The organism is Massilia aurea, assembly GCF_014200505.1.
Lineage (GTDB): Bacteria > Pseudomonadota > Gammaproteobacteria > Burkholderiales > Burkholderiaceae_D > Telluria > Telluria aurea_B.
Genome location: NZ_JACHBX010000002.1, coordinates 101,563 through 117,857, shown reverse-complemented (window position 1 = coordinate 117,857; position 16,295 = coordinate 101,563). Strand labels below are relative to the sequence as shown.

The window sequence follows — 16,295 nt, the reverse complement described above, 5'->3', positions numbered from 1 at the left end:
TTGTGACGGGCGGATGTAACATCTGCCTTGCTGCGTCGCTAATGCTGTTGCAGCGGCGTGACAGGGTGCGTCACGTATAGCGTTTTTGGCAACGCTCGCAGTAGAAGCTGCGCCGGTCCGACATGCCGAGCTTGGCTTTGGAAAACGGGATGTCGCAGCGCGGGCAGATCTTCTTGGCATGGGCCAGCCAGTGCTCCTTGAGCGTGAACGCTTTTTTCCAGCCCAGAAAATCGAAGCTGTACTGCCGCGCTTCGTCCACCAGTGCGCGCAATTTGGGCGCGGGCAGCGCGCCCATTGTCGAGAGGGGATGGACCCGAATCCGGAACAACACCTCGTTCTTGATGATATTGCCCACGCCCGAGAAGATCTCCTGATCGAGCAGGGCGTCGCAGGTCAGCATGTCCGGCGCGGCGCGCAACTTCTTGCGTGCCTTGACCGGGTCCCAGGTTGTGCCCATCACGTCGGCGCTGAAGTCGTAGGCGTCGAAGGTGGCGCGGTCAATCTCGCGGATCGCGCAGGCATAGAAATTCATGGCGCCGCCGTCCTCCACGCCAATGGACAGGCGCGGTGGCTTGTCGCGGTCCTCGTCGATGCGGTAGGTGCCGAACAGCAGAAAGTGGACGCGCAGAATCACGTCGGGCGTCTCGATCAGGAAGTGCTTGCCCCAGGTATGCAGTCCGGTGATGCGCTGGCCCACGAGGCGTGCCGGATCGAGCGTCTTCAGGTTGCCGCTGGCGCGCACGATTTCCTGCCCCACGAAGCGCGTCGTCTGTTCCTTCAGCATGTACAGCGTTGGACCTTCTGGCATGGTGGCCTCCTTGATGCATTCTTATATGGCACCATCTTTTGGTCATGTTCGGGACCTAACATTTGGATACAAGTTCCAACGTTTCGCCACGAGCAGAGCAGGGCGAAGCGGCGTATATTGGTAAGCGAAGACCGCACACGAGACGCATATCGAAGGAGAGGCAACAATGAAATCCACCCTGATAAAAACTGCCCTGGCAGGCCTGTTCGCGCTGGCCGCCGGCGCCGCTTCGGCGGGCGTGACCGTCAATTACATCGAGTCCGACAAGTTCGCCGACCTGCCATTTGCCCCATGGGAGCGCAAGCAGGTGCTGGAAGAACTGAGCACGTATTTCACGAAGCTTGGCGAGAAACTCCCTGCGGGTCAGGACCTGGTGATCGAAGTGACCGACATCGATCTGGCCGGCCGCGAGTATCCGAATGTCAGCAACGGGCGCGACCTGCGCATCCTGAAGGGCACGGCCGACTGGCCGATCATCAACCTGCGCTATTCGCTGACGCAAAACGGGCAAGTGCTCAAGGGCGGCGATGCACGCCTGGCCGACATGAACTACATGCAGCGTATCGGCCGCTTCAGCGACAACGACAGCCTGCGCGCCGAAAAGCGCATGATCGATGAGTGGTTCGATGAAACGATCATCGGCAAGAAGCGCGGCGGCTGAAGGTTGGCTGCGCGCCCTGCGAAATCGTAGGGTGGACGGCTGCGCCGTCCACGCGTTCAAATTAATCTGACACCGTGGTGTGCATAGTCGGGTTGAACGCGTGGACGGGAAACCCGTCCACCCTACGCCAGCTGGTTACCAAGAAAAACGGCACCCATCAGGGCGCCGTTTTTCTTTGGCCTAGTCGACCCGGTTGACACGCTCGAACCTGGCGCGAAAGTCGTCCGGCATCGGGCATACCCGGCCCGCCTTGTAGTCGTAGAACACAAAGCCGGTCTTGGCCATGGCGATCAGCTTTTGGTCGCCCGGCCGCGTGATCCGGTAGATCAGGTCGCCGCCATACTTGTTGAAGTCCATGACGCCCACATCGAACAGCAGCTCGTCGCGGCGGTACGCCTCGGCGCGGTAGATGGTGGCCAGGTCGGTGACGATGATGCCAGGGCCATCGAGGCTGGTTTCCGGCACGCCGAACTCGAACAGGAAGCGCGACCTGGCCTCGGACACCATCGCGATCATCGATTCATTGCCGACGTGGTTCGCCGCATTGATGTCGGTGGCGCGCACCGTGAGCACGGTCGAAAAGTAGAACTGGTCGTCGGGAAAGTCGAGTTGTAAGCGGGGCATGTGCCATCCTGTTAGTTGGCGGGATAGATCGACAGGATACAGGACGGCGCACGCATAGTGAGCCGCCCCGACCGCGGGCGGTGCGGAAGTTAGACCTTCGCTTCCACGCCCGGCGTTGCCGAGCGCGTCAGGAAGGCTTGCGTGACTTGCGGCAGGTGCTCGAGCAGCCAGGCCGCCATCGCTTTTTCCTGCGCCAGGATCTGTTCGCACGAAGCTGCAGTGGCGCTGTCGCCAGCTGCCTTGGCCGCTGCGATCAGCGACGTGTAGGTGGCGATTTCAAGGTTTTCGAACACGTAGCCGGCCATCGCGCCCTTGACCACTTCATCACTGACGGTCATGCCGCCAACCGCCTGGCCAAAGGCCATCAGCTTGGCGCCGATATCCTTGACCACCGAATTGCTGATGTCACGGCGCGCCAGGATCTCGTCCAGCACGCCACGCTGCCAGCGCGTTTCTTCGATGTGCTGGACGATGCGCGCGCGCAGTTCTGGATAGTGCTCGAGGCGGTCCGCCTGCGCGTTGAGCATCTTGTCTGCCTGCTCTTCCATTGCATGAGCGTCACGTAGCCAGTCGTTCAGATTGTCGTCGATTGCAGTTGCCATGAAATTCTCCGCTGGGGAATAGGTGCAACCAGAATGGCAGAATTGATGGGTACCGTTTGTTAGTTATGACACATTTGCGCGTCACTCGTTCACAAAAAACGATCAGCGTGCCGGGACCGGCGCGCGGGTACGTGTTTTTGCGACCACGCCGGCCGGGTCGATCAGCACGACGAACTCGGCAAACTGGCCAGCGCCCGCCGGTGACTGGTAGACCCAAGTTTCAAAACCACTGTCGAAGCGCACATTTTTCGTCGGCCCAAATGCGGCCAGCAACTGCGCCTTGGTGGTCTGGCCGGCCACGACAGTCTGTTGCAGGTGCTCGGCCGGCACTTGCGCGCCGGGCGGCGCGGCATTCTGTGTGGCGCAGCCGGCCAGCAGCGCAATGCACAGGACTAGAAGCGCCCTCATGGCGTCACCTCGGCTGGTGGATCGATCATGTACGTAAATTCAACGAGCGTGTCATCCGGCCAGCTGGCATCCCATAACGGCACGTAATAGGTGCGGTCGAGCAGTACCTGGCAATCGCAGAACGGCAGCATGTCGGGCGTCTGGTCGCCGCCGGCATACAACATCGAAAACGGCAGCGTTTCACTGCGTTCACCGGCGCGCAGCGTGACCGCGAAGATCGGGCGCTCGGCGAAAAACAGGTAATTGCCATCCGGGCTCGTGCAGACGCCTTCAGGCGAGTCGAGCGCATCCGAGATCCAGCCGAATAGCGGCGAGCTGTTGGAGACGAGACCAGCTTCCTTACCCACACGGCATTCCAGGCGCAGGTCACCCAGGCGGCGCATGCCGGCCGGGACACCCGGCGTTTCGATGCGTGCGCGCCAGGTCATGCTGGCCGTCTTGCGACTGGCGAGCACGGCAGCGTCTTCCTGCAAGGCTTGCGCGTTGCGCGGCAGGACAAAGAAATTGTTCTCATCAACGGGGACGGGCACCGATACCGTATCGCCCGCCACGCGCAGCGTGATGCCGCGCATGTCGACGTTCGGCAGGCGCGGCAGCAACTGGAAGCGCAGGGAGGCGTTCGGCGCGAAGGCGCGCTCGCGCTCGAAGCGTTCCATGCCGCGGATCATTTTGCGGTATGACTTGTCGACCGGGTCGCGGGTGGACTTGACGGTGACGGTGCTCTGGCCGGCGGCATGCGCCGGCAGGCCTGCAGCCGCGAACAGGCCGCTCATGGCCAGTCCGGCAACGACACGGACGATGGACGGCCGCATCAACCGATTACCAATACCGCACGCGGCCGGTATCCATGTGGACGAACTGCGAGCTGTCGTAATAGCCGACGCCGCCGCCCTGGAGCGACATGGCCGCTTTTTGCAGATTGCGCAGGTCGGTGCCCGGCAGGCGGATGTCGATGGCCTTGCCTTCCATGTGCAGGCTACGCTTGGCGACGCCACCGCTGCCATGGCCACGCAGGAACGCATTCGATTCCGGCGCGCGGTAGCCCGAAATGATGTGCAATTCTTTGCTGTTGCCAAGCTTGCCATTGAGCTGGCCGAGCAGCAGCAGCAGTTCGGGATCGATGTCCGCAATCTTGTTGGTGCGGTGGTCGCGCAGCACCTTGTTGATGTCGCCCAGCGCATCGGGGATGAATTCACCCTGCGCCCAGAACGTGCTCGTCAGCTTTTCACCCGTGTGCGTATTGTAGAAACGCAGACAGCAATCGCCGGTGGCAATCGATGAATTTTTGGCAAGGGTAGGAAGGCTGAGGGAGGATGCTGCGAGGAGGAGACCGCTTTTGAGGATGGTACGTCGTTGAATCATTGAAGGGAGTCCTTGCGCTGGTTCAGTGAGCAATCGATGATACGCCATTTGCCGCATTCGTGCAGACAATGTGCAGAAAATCGCGACATTTCAGCTACGATGTCAAGTATTTAACTGTTTTTGAGAGATTTGCTTATGCCGAGTACGGACGCAAAATTCATGCGTAAAAACCGGGTTTTGCACGCCACGCTCGTATTCGTACTGGTCCAGTCGGCGAGCGCTGCGCAGACCCAGGAAGTCACGCCGGTCGACAAGCCGCCACTGGCCAAAGGCTGGCAACTGGAAACCGTCGCCACCGGCGTGCCACAAGGCTGGGGCATGGCCTGGTTGCCTGATGGCCGCATGCTCGTCACGGGCAAGGGCGGCACGCTGCATATGCTCAATGGCAAGACGTTCCAGCAGGTGAAGATGGACCCGCTGCCGAACCTGTTCGTGGGCGGGCAGGGCGGCCTGCTCGATATCGCGGTCCACCCCGGTGACAAGACCAATCCCCGCATCTACATGACGATGGCCAGCGGCACCGACGCCAGCAACCGCACGGCGCTGGTGATGGGCACGTTCGATGGCAAGCGCGTCACCGGCATCAGGAAGGTGTTCTCCGTCAGGCAAGCCAAGAACGGCGGCGAGCACTTCGGCTCGCGCATTCTGTTCCTGCCCGATACCACGCTGCTGATGAGCATTGGCGATGGCGGCAACACGCCGCAGCGCGTGGGCAAGATGCTCGCGCGCGACCAGGCGCAGAACCTGGCCACGCACCAGGGCAAGATCCTGCACCTGACCGACGCCGGCAAGCCGGTCGGCATCGGCGCAGCCGAAGCGCAACCGATCCGCCTGACCGAAATCCATAGCCACGGCCACCGCAACGTGCAGGGCCTGGCGCTCGACCCGAAAACCGGCCACGTCTGGGCCAGCGAGCACGGTTCGCGCGGCGGCGACGAGATCAACCTGATCGAAGCGGGCAACAACTACGGCTGGCCGCTGCAGAGCTACGCGCTCGATTACACGACGCGCGAGCCGATCGGCAAGAAGGTCGTGCCGGGCACGGTGCAGCCGATCGTCGTCTGGACCCCGTCGCCCGCGCCGTCGGGCCTGGCCTTCTACACCGGCAAGGCGTTCCCGCAGTGGCAGGGCAGCCTGTTCAGCGGTAGTCTGGCCGGCAAGGACGTACGCCGCGTGGGGCTTGATGCCGCCGGCAAGGTCACGGCGCAAGAGCGGATTCCGGTCGGCCAGCGCGTGCGCGATGTGCGCCAGGGCCCCGATGGCCAGTTGTACGTGCTGACCGATGAAGCCAAGGGCACGCTGCTGCGCATCGTGCCGAAGTAAAATCATGCACCATATGTGGCGCACGATGCGCTGCGCATGGTTTGTCGTTCCGCGAGACATGCATATGCTGTTTTGTTTGTTGACTAACTGAAACGTGCCTAGAATGGTTCTTTCCCGACCCATTCAGGAGGCGCAGCATGGCAGTTCTCGTTCGTCGCACCACTTACCTCGCGGCAGCGCTTGCGCTGATGTTCGGCGTGTCCACAGTACAGGCTGCACCGAAAGCTGCGCCTGCCGCCCTCGCCAGCACGCCCGACATTCCGATCCCGGACATCAAGTACACCAAGTTCACGCTGAAGAACGGCTTGACCGTGCTGGTGCACGAAGACCGCAAAACGCCAGTGGTGGCCGTGAATACCTGGTACCACGTCGGCTCGAAAAACGAGCAGCGGGGCAAGACCGGCTTTGCCCACCTGTTCGAACACCTGATGTTCAGCGGCAGCGACAACTTCAAGAAGACCTATCTGAATGCGATGGAGCAGGTCGGCGCGACTGACCTGAACGGCACTACCAGCCAGGACCGCACGAATTACTTCCAGAACGTGCCGACCTCGATGCTCGACTATGCGCTGTTCGCCGAGAGCGACCGCATGGGTTATTTGCTGGGCACGGTCGACAAGACCAAACTCGATATCCAGCGCGGCGTCGTGCAGAACGAAAAGCGCCAGGGCGAGAACCAGCCCTACGGCATCGCCTACGAGCTGCTGGTCGAAAACACCTATCCGGTCGGCCACCCGTATTCCTGGACCGTGATCGGCAAGATGGCCGACCTCGATGCGGCCTCGATGACGGACGTGCAGGACTGGTTCAAGCAGAACTACGGCCCGAACAACACGGTGCTGGTGCTGTCGGGTGACATCTCGCCGGAAGAAGCGCGCAAGAAAGTCGAGCAATACTACGGCGCGATTCCCCCAGGCCCGCCATTGGCCAAGCACGATGCCTGGATCGCCAAGCGCACCGGCACGCACCGCACGCTGGCGCAGGACCGCGTGCCGCAAACGCGCATCTACCGTACCTGGAACGTACCGGGCGCGAACACGCCCGAAGAAGCGCTGCTCGACCTGGGCGCGCGCGTGCTGGGTGGCGGCAAGACGTCGCGCCTGTACAAGCGCCTCGTCTACAAGGATCAGCTGGCCACCAGCGCGACCGCGAGCGACGATGCGTCGGAAATCGGCGGCCAGTTCGACATGACGCTGACGGCCCGTCCCGGCGCCGACGTGAAAAAGATGGAGCAGGCTGCCGACGACGAATTGCGCGCGCTGATGAAGAGCGGCCCGACGGACGCCGAGCTGCGCTTGGCCAAGACCACCATCCTGGCGCAGTACACGCGCATGATCGAGCGCGTTGGTGGCTTCGGCGGCAAGAGCGACCTGCTGGCCTCGTGCCAGACCTTTACCGGCAATCCGGACTGCTACAAGGTCTATCTGCAGCGCATCAAGGACGCCACGCCCGCCACGGTGAAAAAGGCGATGAACGACTGGCTCAGCGACGGCGACTACGTGCTGCAGATCGATCCGTTCCCGACCGGCCTGGCCGCCACCGATACGGGGCTCGATCGCAGCAAGGAGCCGGTCGCCGGCAAGGCGATGTCCCTCAAATTGCCGCCGATGCAGCGCATCACGCTGTCCAACGGTCTGAAGGTGGTGCTGGCCGAGCGCCATGAGGCGCCGGTCGTCAATCTGCAGATGATGGTCGACAGCGGTTACGCCGCCGACAGCACCGCCTTGCCGGGCGTGGCCAGCCTCACGCTGCGCATGCTCGAAGAAGGCACGGCCACGCGCAAGTCGCTCGAGATCGGCGAAGAACTCGAACGCCTGGGCGCGACCTTTGGCGCCAGCATCAATCTCGATGGCGCCTTTGTCGGCATGAATGCGCTCAAGGCGACGCTGCCGCAGGCGCTCGGCCTGTACGCGGACCTGGTGCGCAATCCGGCGTTCCCCCAGAACGAATTCGCGCGCCTGCAGAAAGACCGTCTGGCCGCGATCGCACGCGAGAAAGTCGATCCGCAGGGCATCGCGCTGCGCGTCGTGCCGGCGCTGATGTATGGCGAAGGCCACGTGTATGCGCGCACCGCCAATGGTACCGAGGATGCCGTGGGCCGCATGACCCGGGGCGACCTTGCCAATTACCACGCGACGTGGTTCAAGCCGAACAACGCGACGCTGCTGGTCGTGGGCGACACGACGCTGGCCGAGATCACGCCGATGCTCGAGAAAACGTTCGGCGGCTGGAAGGGCGGCGAGGTGCCGAAGAAAGTGATTGCCACCGTGCCTGCACCGACCAAGCCGCTCGTGTACCTGATCGACCGGCCGGGCGCGCTGCAAAGCGTGATCGTCGGCGCGCAACTGGCATCGCCGCGCAACAGCCCCGAGTCGCTGCCGCTGGAAATCGTCAACGACGTGTTCGGTGGCACCTTCAGCTCGCGCATCAACATGAACCTGCGCGAAGACAAGCACTGGTCGTATGGCGTACGCAGCCTGGTGCAGCCGGCCGTCGGCCAGCGCACGTTCATGAGCATTTCGCCGGTGCAGACCGACAAGACCGGCGACGCGCTCAAGGAACTGGTGCGCGAATACAAGGGCGTGGCGGGTGAGCGCCAGATCACCGGCGCCGAGCTGAAATTCGCGCAGGACAACCGTACGCTGCGCCTGCCGGGCAGCTTCGAGACGGCCGGCCAGCTGGGCGGCGCCTACACGACCATCGTGCAATACGGCCTGCCGGACGACTACTACAACACCTACACCGAGAAGGCGCTGGCGCTCACGCCCGAGCAGGCCAACACCCTCGCCTCGCGCAGCTTCCTGACCGATCGCCTGGTGTGGGTCGTCGTGGGGGACATGAGCAAGGTCGAGAAGGACGTGCGCGCGCTGAACCTGGGCGAGGTGCGCCGCATTGATGCGGATGGCAAGCCGTTGTAGTCGTCTGGCGCCAGGACGTAGGGTGGACGGGTTCTCCGTCCACGCGTTCAACAATCGTTGGTGCGCCACGAAATCCGGTTGGTTTGAACGCGTGGACGGCATAGCCGTCCACCCTACGTTAGCGCCAGATAATCAGTGCTGGTGTCAGCTGTTGCGCCGGATATCGGCCGTGATTTCGTACGCGTGCAGGCGGGCGGCGTGGTCGTAGATCTGCGACGTGATCATCATCTCGTCCGGCTTGGCCTTGTCGATGAACGCGTGCAGCTGGGCGGCCACGGTGTCGCGCGAGCCGATCGCCGAGCAGGCCAGTACGCTGTCGAGCATCATGCGCTCGGGCGTGTCCAGCGCCTCCAGGTAGCCGCTGACAGGCGGCTTGAGTTTGCCTGGATTGCCCGTGCGCAGCGCGACAAACGCCTGCTGCATCGACGTGGCCAGCAGATGCGCTTCTTCGTCGGTATCGGCCGCGAACACATTGAAACCGAGCATGACGTACGGCTCGGCCAGCTGCGCCGAAGGACGGAAGTTACTGCGGTACATGTCGATCGCCTGCATCATCATCTGCGGCGCGAAGTGCGACGCGAATGCATACGGCAGGCCCAGGTGCGCCGCCAGTTGAGCGCCGAACAGGCTCGAACCGAGAATCCACAGCGGCACGTCCAGGCCTGCGCCCGGTACGGCCAGCACCTGCCGGCGGCTTGAGCCGGCGAAGTAATCCATCAGTTCCACGACGTCCTGCGGGAACTCGTCGGCGTCCGATGCCAGGTTGCGGCGCAGCGCGCGCGCCGTGGTATGGTCGGAGCCAGGCGCGCGGCCCAGGCCCAGGTCGATCCGGCCCGGATGGAGTGACGCAAGCGTGCCGAATTGTTCGGCGATCACGAGTGGTGAATGATTCGGCAGCATGATGCCGCCGGCGCCCACGCGGATCGTGGACGTGCCGGCCGCCACATGGGCGATCAGTACCGCCGTGGCGGCGCTCGCAATGCCTAGCATGCCGTGGTGTTCGGCCAGCCAGTAACGGTTGTAGCCCCAGCGTTCGCCATGCTGGGCGAGGTCGAGGGAGCTTTTGAAGGAAGTTGCCGCATCGCTGCCTTGAACGATCGGCGAGAGGTCGAGTATCGATAAAGGGATCATGGAACAATGATACGCCGATGCGAAAAAACGCGTGCAAGGGTGCCCAAAACTGCACTGGCCGCTTGTCAATACAAGATGTCGTCATGAGCGTGCAACAAGGCTTCAACGGGCATCATCTGGCGGCAATCGACGCTGCCATCGGCGCCGCCATCGCGGCCCGCTCGCTGCCCGGCGCCGTGTATCGGCTCGAACGCGGCGCCGCACATGCCGAGCGCGCGTATGGGCGACTCGACTTCGGGCCGGCTGCGGCGCCGGTCACCGTGGGCACCGTGTTTGACGTCGCCTCGCTGACCAAGGTGCTGGTGACGGCGCCGGCGATCCTGCTGCTGCACGAGGCCGGCCAGATCGACCTCGAAGCGCCGCTGCTGCGCTACCTTCCCGAGTGCGCGGGCGGCGGCAAGGATGCGATCACGGTGCGCCAGTTGCTGACCCACACGTCGGGTCTGCTGGCCGGGTTGCCGGCCATTCCCGCGTGGGAGGGCAGGGAGGCGGCGTTGCTGCTGGCCTCGCTCGAGCGTGTGACGCATGTGCCGGGCAGTGTCTTTCGTTACTCCGACATCAATTACATCCTGCTTGGCCTGATCATCGAACGCGTGGCTGGCATGCCGCTCGATGCGTTTGCCGAGCAGCGCATCTTTGCGCCACTGGGCATGCAGGACACCGGCTATCGGCCGCTGGCGCGCGGCGACGGGCGGACGATCGCGCCCACCCAGCGCGGTGCGGTGGATGCAAACGCGGTGCTGTCGAAAGCACAGCGTGGCCTGGCGCCCGGCGCTGTGCTGCAAGGCCACGTGCATGATCCGACCGTGCGCCGGATTGGCGGCGTGGCCGGCTCGGCCGGCGTGTTCTCGACCGCGCGGGATGTCGCGCGCTTTGCCCGCATGCTGCTTGCGGGCGGTGAACTCGATGGCGTGCGCGTGCTGCATCCCGACAGCGTGCGCCTGCTGTGCACCGCGCAGTCGCCACCAGGCATCGCCGCGCTGCGCGGCATGGGTATGGACATCGATTCACCATTTGCACGTCGGCCACGGGGCCGGCATTACCGGCTCGGCAGCTACGGACATACGGGCTTTACCGGCTGCATCCTGTGGATCGACCCACAGTCGCAAAGTTTTTATGTTTTCCTGTCCAACCGGGTGTATCCGGACGACCGCAACAGCATCCTGCCGCTCTATGCCGAGCTCGGAACGCTGTCGGCAGAAGCTGTATTATCAGCTCAACAATAAACGAAAAAATGCGTGCAATTGCGCGCAAAATAGATGACGTTGGGCGACGATTAATGTTTCCGCGCGGTACTGTGCGCGCCCATATCTGCTGTCGACCTACACTGAATGCCTGACTTGACGCACTGATGTGTCGAGTACGCACTACAAAACATATTCAGGAGAACACCATGAACAAGCTACTCAAAGGAATGATCGGCGCATCGCTGACAGTTGCCATGCTGGGCGCTACTGCAGTCCATGCACAAACGGGCGCCACGGCAGGCACGGCCGGCCGCACCGGCACCGCAACGGGCACCACCGGTACTGGCATGGCAGGCACGTCGGGCCAGGTCGGTAGCCAGACCGGCAGCAGCATGCAGGATGCGACGGGCCGCTCGTCGATGAGCGCCACCGGCACCAGCAGCATGACCCCGCAAAACGATCGCCGCAGCAGCACCAATCCGATGACCGGCACCACCGGCTCGGCAGGCGTCGTTGACAGCCGCGCGGGTACGGTCGGCACCACGGGCCGTACCGGGACCAGCGGCACCACGGGTGTGACCGGCAGCACCAGCGGCGCAATGGGTAACAGCGGCATGACCGGTGTGACCGGCAGTGCTACCGGTACCACTGGTACCACCGGCGTGACGGGCAGCACCAGCGGCGCGACTGGCACCACCGGCATGACCGGTACGATGGGCAATGGCACGACCGGCGTGACCGGCAGCACCAGCGGTGCAGCAGGCACCGGCACCACGGGTGCCACCGGCACCGGTACCGGCACCACTGGTACGGGCACCACCGGTACAGGCACCACCGGCACCACCGGCCGCGGTTATTGATAGCACCAGCAATGCGTCAGCAATAAGGGTGGCTTAGCCGCCACCAGCACAACACCGGCCTCGCGCCGGTGTTGTCGTTTTGTCTGTGGTATCCACGCCGCATCCGTTGTCAATATTATGGGGCTGGTGATTTTCCACGGAGGTTGTGGCGTACCATTCATAATTATTGCCATACGGAACTAATTATGATGCACCCCGACGCGCCGCAGGAGATGCTGGCCCCCAGCGCCATGAAGCTCTCCGAGCTGATTGGCGCGTTGAGCTATGCGCTCGACATCACTGAAGGCCAGCCGGCTGGCCACTGTGTGCGCTGCTGCTGGATCGGGATGCATATCGGCCGTGTCGCCGGCCTGAACGACGACCAGTTGTGGGAACTGTATTACACGCTGCTGCTGAAAGACCTCGGTTGCAGCAGCAATGCGGCCCGTATCTGCGAGCTGTACCTGACGGACGATCTCGACTTCAAGCGCAGCTTCAAGACGGTGGGTGACAGCCTGCCGCAGGTGCTCGGTTTCGTGCTCAAGCACACCGGCCTGAAAGCCGGCCTGGCCGAGCGGTTCCGCAGCGTGATGACCATCCTGCGTGACGGCCCCGAGATCGCGCAGGGCCTCATCGCCACCCGCTGCCAGCGCGGCGCCGACATCGCGCGCCTGCTGCGCTTTCCGGAAGGCGTGGCCGAAGGCATCTATTCGCTCGATGAACACGTGAATGGCAAGGGCAAGCCGGCCCAGCTTGCGGGCGACGCAATCCCCGTGTACGCGCGCATCGCGCTGCTGGCGCAAGTGATCGACGTGTTCCACACCGATGGCGGACGCGAGGCTGCGCTGCACGAAGCGACCGCGCGCGCCGGCAGCTGGTTCGATCCGCGGCTGGTCGCGGCGTTCGAGCAGGTCGCGCTGGAGGATGCCTTCTGGCGCAAGCTGGCCGCGCCCGACCTGGACCGCGCCGTGTTCGCACTGGAGCCGGCTGGCCACGAAGTCGCGCTCGACGAAGACTACCTCGACGATATCGCCACCGCCTTCGGCCAGGTGGTTGACGCCAAGAGCCCGTACACGAGCGGCCACAGCGCACGCGTGGCGCTGTACACCGACATGATCGGCGAGGCGCTCGGGCTGTCGGCGCAGCGGCGCCGCTGGCTCAAGCGTGGCGCGCTGCTGCACGATGTCGGCAAGCTGGGCGTGAGCAATAGCGTACTCGACAAGGCGGGCTCGCTCGACCGCGACGAATGGACCGCCGTGCGCCAGCACGCCGAGTACACCGAAACGATCCTGGGCCGCATCGCGGCGTTTGCCGAACTGGCGTCGATTGCCGGTGCCCACCACGAGCGGCTCGACGGCAATGGCTACCCACGCGGCCTGCATGCTGACGACATCCGGCTCGAAACACGCATCATCACCACCGCCGACATTTTCGACGCCATCACCGCCGAGCGCCCATACCGCGGCGCGATCCCGATCCCGCAGGCGCTCGAGATGATGGAAAAGACCGTGGGCACCGCGCTCGACCCGGCCTGCTTCGATGCGCTCAAGCGCGGGCTGGCGCTGGTACCGTTTCCGGCGCCTTGAAGCGAAGCGCTCCCTGCCACAGTCACATGTCAGCATGATGAATTCCTCTTCCGGATAGCAAGATTTGACAAACATGGCATCCCGGATGCCACCACAATGCGCTCACTGAGAGCCTGTCCGGATTGCTTGGGACTGGCTCCAACACCCGATGGCCAACCTGGTTTGGAGCGCACATGAATGAGTTGAAGGCACGGCAGTATCAGCGGACCGCGATCGCAGCGGCGGTGACAATCCTGGCGATGAGCGGGGCGGGCGCGCAGGAAGCGCCGGTGCTGGCGCCGCAGACCGTGGTGGTGACGGGCGTGCGCGCCGCGCTCGAACAGTCGCTGCGCCAGAAGCGCGACAGCGACGCCGTCGTCGAGGTGGTCACGGCCGAAGACATCGGCAAGATGCCCGATAAAAACGTGGCCGATGCCATCCAGCGCCTGCCCGGCGTGAACACGCAATCGTCCGCCGGCGGCGAAGGCGGCTTTGGCGAGAACGACCGCGTCAGCCTGCGCGGCACCAGCCCGAGCCTGCAGCAGACGCTGTTCAACGGCCACGCGATCAGCACCGGCGACTGGTTCGTGCTGAACCAAATCGGCGGCAATGTCGGCCGCTCCAGCAGCTTCTCGCTGCTGCCGTCCGAGCTGGTCGGTTCGATCGTCGTCCAGAAAAGCCCGACCGCCGACCTGGTCGAAGGCGGCGTCTCCGGCGCCATCAACGTCATCACGCGTCGCCCGCTCGACTTCCGTCAGCAGCTCACCGTCGAAGGCTCGGTCCAGGCCAACTACAATGATTTGTCCGGCGAGACCAAGCCGCATCTGTCGGGTCTCGTGAACTGGAAGAACGCCGCCAATACGGCCGGCATCCTGATCCAGGGGTTCTCCGAAAAATCATCCGTGCGGCGCGATGGCCAGGAAATCCTCGGCTACACCCCGATCAGCGCGACCAGCGCGGCGGCGCTCGCCAATCCTGCGCTGACCGGTGTGGTCGTGCCGACCTTCATCGGCGCCGCATTGTTCGAGCAGGAGAAGAAGCGCGAAGGTGGGGCTTTCGACATTGAGGTGCGCCCGAACCGCGACCTGACGCTGGACGTCAACGGCTTCTATTCGAAGCTCGAAGCGCCGCACCAGAACACCAACTGGCTGGCCGCGCCGGCCAACTCGATCAACAGCCTGAACCTGATTCCAATGAACCCGGTCGTGCGCAACAACACGATGGTGGGGGCCGGGTTCACGCGCAACGCGGGCGAGGTCGATAATATCTATCGCCCGGATGCGGGCGGCGAATCGTGGTACCTGGACTTCAACGGCAAGTGGCGCGTCAACGAGCGCTTCTCGCTCTCGGGCAAGCTCGGCAAGACGCACGGCGTGGGCTGGGACCGCGACGACGTCTACTATCAGAACAATGTCGATGGCGGCATGGTGTATGGCTTGAACGGCCTCTCGCCTGCATCGGTCAGCTACCCCGGCGGCAACACGGTCTCGCCTGGTTCGACCGCGTGGGCCGGCGGCGGCGAATCGCAGTCGGTGGACAAGGAACAGTACGCGCAGGTCGACGGCGAGCTGCGCCTGGACAATCCGACCTTCCAGGCCGTGCGCTTCGGCGCGCGCTGGACCGACCACCAGCGCAATGCCGAGCATCCGCTGGAAACCCGCCCCGGCCCGCTGGGCTTTTCCAATCCGGGCCCGGCCTGGAACGGCCAGCTGTACCCGAGCGACTTCGCCAATGACCTGGGCGGCAATCTCGCATCGAACTACTTCAAGTACGACGGCGCGGCGCTGGGCGCGTGGGGTGCGATCCCCGGCAACCGCCTGCTCGACTACGTGCTGCGCCATAACTGGATGAACGAATTCGAAGTGGCCGAGAAGACGGCGGCGCTGTACGGCATGGTCGACTTCGGTGGCGATGGCTGGAGCGGCAATGTCGGCCTGCGCGCCGTTGAGACGCGCCAAAACACGATTGTCAACCTGCCGGGCGGCCCGGCGCCGATCACCGGTTCGGCCTTCGGCGCCTACACGCCGACGACGTTCAAGCGCACCTACCGCGACTACCTGCCAAGCGCCAACCTGAAGTACAACGTGACGCCCGACCTGGTGCTGCGCACGGCGCTGGCCAAGACCATCGCGCGTCCCGACTACAGCGCGCTGGGCGGCTCGGTGTCACTCAACGACGACGCGCTGAGTGGCAACGGCGGCAACGTCAATCTGGAACCGGTGCGCTCGACCAACTTCGACATCGGCGCCGAGTGGTATTACGCGCCAAAGGCGCTGCTGTCGGCGGGCCTGTTCTACATGGACTTGCGCTCGATCGTGGCGCAGGGCACGTCGACCGGCACCTATTACAACAACAAGCGCAGCACGCTGACCGAGTACCAGATCACGTCGCCGTACAACACGAGCGGGCGCAATCGCGGGGTGGAGCTGAGCTGGCAGCAGCCGGTGGCGCGTGACTTCGGCTTCCTGGTCAACTACACGTTCGCCGATGGTGAGCTCGACGATGGCGGTGAACTCATCAACTCGTCGCGCAACACCTACAACGTGACCGGCTACTTCGAGAACGAACGCTTCTCGGCGCGCCTGGCCTACAACTGGCGCTCGAAGTACAAGGCAGGCGTGGACCGTGGCGCGAGCCAGCACGTGGACGACATGCCGTCGCTGGCCGGCTCCGTCAACGTCAAGCTGAGCGAACGCTTCACGCTCACGTTCGACGCGCTCAATCTCACCAACGAGACCATCAAGATGTACGCCGAAAACGAGGACCGGCCACGCGCCTTCTACTCGAACGGCCGTACCTTCTACCTCGGCCTGCGCGGCAAGCTGTAATCAGCCCAGGGGCGGCGATGGCCGCCCCGCCTTCACCTG

14 protein-coding genes are annotated in these 16,295 nt (G+C 63.8%); 7 read left to right on the top strand and 7 right to left on the bottom strand.

Going from position 1 to position 16,295, the window contains the following annotated elements; translation table 11 throughout:
- Positions 1 to 70: 70 nt before the first annotated feature.
- Positions 71 to 808 (bottom strand): DNA-formamidopyrimidine glycosylase family protein, encoded by a 738-nt coding sequence (locus HD842_RS09890; protein ID WP_183553940.1) that lies wholly within the window; start codon positions 806 to 808, stop codon positions 71 to 73.
- 166 nt (positions 809 to 974) lie between these two features.
- On the opposite strand from HD842_RS09890, the gene HD842_RS09885 reads away from it, so the two are divergent.
- Positions 975 to 1,469, top strand: coding sequence for a DUF3016 domain-containing protein (locus tag HD842_RS09885; protein ID WP_183553938.1), 495 nt, complete (start codon positions 975 to 977; stop codon positions 1,467 to 1,469).
- Between the two features lie 180 nt (positions 1,470 to 1,649).
- On the opposite strand, the gene HD842_RS09880 is transcribed toward HD842_RS09885, so the two are convergent.
- The 5 genes from HD842_RS09880 to HD842_RS09860 form a co-directional block, all read right to left on the bottom strand.
- Complete coding sequence (locus HD842_RS09880; protein WP_183553936.1) at positions 1,650 to 2,093, bottom strand: thioesterase family protein; 444 nt, start codon at positions 2,091 to 2,093, stop codon at positions 1,650 to 1,652.
- Positions 2,094 to 2,182: 89 nt separating this feature from the next.
- On the bottom strand, positions 2,183 to 2,695 hold the full coding sequence (locus HD842_RS09875; protein ID WP_183553934.1) for a ferritin-like domain-containing protein: 513 nt from the start codon (positions 2,693 to 2,695) through the stop codon (positions 2,183 to 2,185).
- A gap of 102 nt (positions 2,696 to 2,797) precedes the next feature.
- Complete coding sequence (locus HD842_RS09870) at positions 2,798 to 3,103, bottom strand: hypothetical protein (RefSeq protein WP_183553932.1); 306 nt, start codon at positions 3,101 to 3,103, stop codon at positions 2,798 to 2,800.
- The gene (locus tag HD842_RS09865; protein WP_183553930.1) at positions 3,100 to 3,876 is read right to left on the bottom strand and encodes a hypothetical protein; all 777 of its coding nucleotides are present in this window, start codon (positions 3,874 to 3,876) and stop codon (positions 3,100 to 3,102) included. Before HD842_RS09865 ends, HD842_RS09870 begins: the two co-directional genes overlap by 4 nt.
- 46 nt (positions 3,877 to 3,922) lie before the next feature.
- The gene (locus tag HD842_RS09860) at positions 3,923 to 4,465 is read right to left on the bottom strand and encodes a DUF882 domain-containing protein (protein WP_183553928.1); all 543 of its coding nucleotides are present in this window, start codon (positions 4,463 to 4,465) and stop codon (positions 3,923 to 3,925) included.
- A 159-nt stretch (positions 4,466 to 4,624) separates the two neighbouring features.
- Between HD842_RS09860 and HD842_RS09855 the strand changes: the two genes are divergently transcribed.
- Both HD842_RS09855 and HD842_RS09850 read left to right on the top strand, forming a co-directional pair.
- The gene (locus tag HD842_RS09855) at positions 4,625 to 5,788 is read left to right on the top strand and encodes a PQQ-dependent sugar dehydrogenase (RefSeq protein WP_229424702.1); all 1,164 of its coding nucleotides are present in this window, start codon (positions 4,625 to 4,627) and stop codon (positions 5,786 to 5,788) included.
- Between the two features lie 137 nt (positions 5,789 to 5,925).
- The gene (locus HD842_RS09850; RefSeq protein ID WP_183553924.1) at positions 5,926 to 8,706 is read left to right on the top strand and encodes a M16 family metallopeptidase; all 2,781 of its coding nucleotides are present in this window, start codon (positions 5,926 to 5,928) and stop codon (positions 8,704 to 8,706) included.
- Positions 8,707 to 8,850: 144 nt separating this feature from the next.
- Here the strand turns inward: HD842_RS09850 and HD842_RS09845 are convergent, their stop codons facing one another.
- Positions 8,851 to 9,837 (bottom strand): LLM class flavin-dependent oxidoreductase, encoded by a 987-nt coding sequence (locus HD842_RS09845; RefSeq protein ID WP_183553923.1) that lies wholly within the window; start codon positions 9,835 to 9,837, stop codon positions 8,851 to 8,853.
- Between the two features lie 83 nt (positions 9,838 to 9,920).
- Here HD842_RS09845 and HD842_RS09840 point away from each other — a divergent pair, with 83 nt between their 5' ends.
- From HD842_RS09840 to HD842_RS09825, 4 genes are all read left to right on the top strand, one after another.
- Entirely contained in the window at positions 9,921 to 11,063 is a 1,143-nt protein-coding gene (locus HD842_RS09840; protein WP_183553921.1) for a serine hydrolase domain-containing protein, read from the top strand.
- A 167-nt stretch (positions 11,064 to 11,230) separates the two neighbouring features.
- Complete coding sequence (locus HD842_RS09835) at positions 11,231 to 11,884, top strand: hypothetical protein (RefSeq protein WP_183553919.1); 654 nt, start codon at positions 11,231 to 11,233, stop codon at positions 11,882 to 11,884.
- Between the two features lie 185 nt (positions 11,885 to 12,069).
- Positions 12,070 to 13,449 (top strand): HD-GYP domain-containing protein, encoded by a 1,380-nt coding sequence (locus tag HD842_RS09830; protein WP_308638323.1) that lies wholly within the window; start codon positions 12,070 to 12,072, stop codon positions 13,447 to 13,449.
- Positions 13,450 to 13,622: 173 nt separating this feature from the next.
- The gene (locus HD842_RS09825; protein ID WP_183553917.1) at positions 13,623 to 16,256 is read left to right on the top strand and encodes a TonB-dependent receptor; all 2,634 of its coding nucleotides are present in this window, start codon (positions 13,623 to 13,625) and stop codon (positions 16,254 to 16,256) included.
- Positions 16,257 to 16,295: the final 39 nt, after the last annotated feature.